This is a genomic window from Bradyrhizobium sp. 33ap4, from assembly GCF_032654765.1.
Taxonomy (GTDB): domain Bacteria; phylum Pseudomonadota; class Alphaproteobacteria; order Rhizobiales; family Xanthobacteraceae; genus Bradyrhizobium; species Bradyrhizobium australafricanum.
The window spans coordinates 1-2,843 of record NZ_JAUMTJ010000148.1; the positions used below are offsets into that span (position 1 = coordinate 1).

4 protein-coding genes are annotated in these 2,843 nt (G+C 64.1%); all 4 read right to left on the bottom strand.

Going from position 1 to position 2,843, the window contains the following annotated elements:
- Positions 1–516: 516 nt before the first annotated feature.
- Complete coding sequence (locus tag Q2M23_RS43345) at positions 517–885, bottom strand: hypothetical protein (RefSeq protein WP_316399478.1); 369 nt, start codon at positions 883–885, stop codon at positions 517–519.
- A 70-nt stretch (positions 886–955) separates the two neighbouring features.
- Positions 956–1,408, bottom strand: a complete 453-nt coding sequence (locus tag Q2M23_RS43350; protein WP_316399479.1) for a hypothetical protein — start codon at positions 1,406–1,408, stop codon at positions 956–958.
- A gap of 125 nt (positions 1,409–1,533) precedes the next feature.
- Positions 1,534–2,514, bottom strand: coding sequence for a zinc-binding alcohol dehydrogenase family protein (locus Q2M23_RS43355; protein ID WP_316399480.1), 981 nt, complete (start codon positions 2,512–2,514; stop codon positions 1,534–1,536).
- The gene (locus Q2M23_RS43360; protein WP_316399481.1) at positions 2,511–2,735 is read right to left on the bottom strand and encodes a DoxX family protein; all 225 of its coding nucleotides are present in this window, start codon (positions 2,733–2,735) and stop codon (positions 2,511–2,513) included. The genes Q2M23_RS43355 and Q2M23_RS43360 overlap by 4 nt, the downstream gene beginning before the upstream one ends.
- Positions 2,736–2,843: the final 108 nt, after the last annotated feature.

Sequence of the window (2,843 nt, forward strand, 5' to 3'; positions counted from 1 at the left end):
GAGGAGGCATTCGGCTGGATCAAGACGGTCGCCGGGCAAGAGAAGACCAGATTCCGTGGCCGTGATCGGGTCGGATGATCCCTGCGAGATTTACATTTGTGAATGCCGGAACTCGCCGAGCGGGAGAGGGTTCAGAGTGCTGCCTGCTGTCCCGGTCTCGGATGTACAGACCGCCACTAGCAGGCGGCGATCTCAAGATGCCCCCAATGCCCCAGCTCCGGAATCTTCCCCGACAAGAGCTGGGGCTTTTTCTAGCGAACAGGTCCTTTCCGGCCTGCGTCATCCTGGTGAAGGTGCCGCTCTCGTGGACCGGCTCGAGCCAGCCGCGCTCGATCGCAAACTTCAGTCCCGCCGTGTACTCAGCCGGTGTCGCCTTGTCCCCATGCAGGAGCGGTCCATTCAGCTTCTCGATGTAGATGCGGCCATCTTGGACCGGCTCGAAGGCCCGCGCGTGCTCCATCAGCCGGCGTGCGGCCTTCTCTGGATCGGCACAGGGACGATCTTCGGTCATTTTCTTCACTGCGCGGTTTCCCCGGCCGTCATATGTGTGGCGTAGACATGCTCGGCAAAGCTGGTGTCGTCCAGCGACGCGCCGCAGAAGCATGTGGATTGTCCGCTCTCGTTTTGCGTCGGCAGCCGGCAGCCGCGCTGCCACATTGTGTATTTCCAGTTCGTGAACGCCTGTTGCCGGCGGTACGCGCGGAAATCGTCCTCGGTGCACTCCGGCTGGAAGGTCAGCCAAGCGGCTTCAAAGGCAGCGCGCGCGGTCTCGAAATCAGCGGCAGTGCCTTGGGCGCGATTGGCGCAGTGCGGCGGTGGCGTGAAGCCGAGAGTCCAACCCCATCGATCGGCTGACGCTGGAATCCCCGAGCGCTCGGCGATCATGCCGACGTGGATGTCACCAGAGAAGATGTGCCAGCATTCCTGGCGCTCGCGATCAGGCGGGTGAGGGCGGTCATGGCGCGTCGTCCATCTGGCTCGGCCGGCGGCGCGCGAGCTGCAGCAGCTCGGCGGCGGGCCGCTTGCCGGCCCTTCCGCACTTCACGCAGCGCAGCCGGCCGGCGAGGTCATGCACGCAGGTCGTCGCGACATGGGGCAGCGCGGCCAGGTCGACCGCGCGCGGCGTCTTGCAGCGCGAGCATCGGATCTCCAGCCAGGGGTAACCGCCGTTGATCGCCTGGTCGATCGAGGGCGACGGATCGATCGGTCCGCCATCCGCCCACATCATCTCGTTCCAGCTTTGGCAGGCGAGATCGTCCGCCTCGCGAATCAAGGCCTCGCCGGCGGCGCGCTTCTCGGATGACCGCTCGGCCAGTATCGATGTCATTGCACGGGCGCGCGCCAGCTCCTTCTTCAACGCCTTGCGGTCGCCGCCGGAGAGGGGAGCCGGGTGATGTTTCGGGGCCATGACCCGCCCATTCTCCCGCTGAATCGGCTCAGTCGGAAGCCGCTAGAAATTGCGATGTCATGCCTGATAGCCCCAAGAAACTGGTCCAGAAAAACCAGGCTCTGTTGCAAACAGATCTGCTATGTTCACGGCAGGATGACAATCTTCCCGCCCGCGGCATTGGTTTCCATGCAGCGATGAGCCTCGGAGATCTCTTCCAGTCTAAATGTCCGCCCAATCTGAATGCGCAGCTCGCCTGCCGCGATTTGGCCTGCCAGGTCGTCGAGCGGCATCCGCATAAAGTCCTCGGCGCCGCCCGCATAGGTCGTCAGGCTCACCGCCGTCGGGATAGCATCCATCGGGCTGAACCTCTCAAATGACCATGCGTTGCCGACCATTCCCGTCATGCATACGGTGCCGCCCGACCGGGCACAGAGGAGCGAGTCCATGAGCGTCGTCGCGCCGACCAACTCGAGCACCTTGTCGAAGCCGCCGATGCAAACCTCGTGTACCTGCTCGGCGATGGCGCCGGTGTCTATGAAAACTTGGTCAACGCCATTTGAGCGGAGCAGCACCTCGCGATCGGGCCGCCGCGTTGTTGCGGCGACGAACGCGCCGTGCTTCCTGGCGATTGCTGCCGCCGCCAGCCCCACCGAGGTAGTGCCGCCCCGGATCAGTAGCCGCTCGCCCCTGTTTAGCCGGAGCGACTTGAAGAGTGAGCCCCACGCGGTTTGCAGCATCTCGGGGATGGCGCCCAATTCCTCCCAGGGCAGCTCGGACTGGACCGCCTGCACCTGCGTCGCTGGCACCAGCGTGAATTCGGCATACCCACCGTCGAACTGCCGGCCCATGCCACCCATCGCGGTCGCAACTACGGTGCCCGGCGCGAATTCGCCGCCGGGTGCCGCTTCGATGACCCCCGCCGCCTCGATCCCCAACACGCGGGGGAAGGCGGCATTCGGCGAGTGCCCCTGCCGGGTGAACAGCTCCGAGCGGTTGAGTCCGAACGCTTTAATACGGATCAGCACCTCGCCGGCGCGCGGCTTCGGGATCGGTAGCATCTCGACCTTCAAAACCTCGGGACCGCCGGCTGAGCGGATCACAGCCGTCCGCATCTTCGCGCTCATGCCCGCACCTCAACGCGACTAACGAGCAGCGCGTCAACGCTGAACCCACGTGCCCCATGCGTGGCGAGCAATAAGAATCCACCCGCCATGGCCACGTTCTTTAGAAACATGATCATCTGAATCTGATCGGCGAATTGGTCGTGGAATATGAACGCGGTGACCAGTGAGAACCCGGCCAGCAGCAGCGCGATCGGCCGGATAAGCAGGCCGACGAGCAGCATGATGCCGGCACCGAGCTCAAACGCGATGGTTGTCGAGCAGGTGTGGGGACAGCATGACATTACGGTCCTTGCCGCCCTTACCCCGCTCAACGCGGATGATCATGCGCT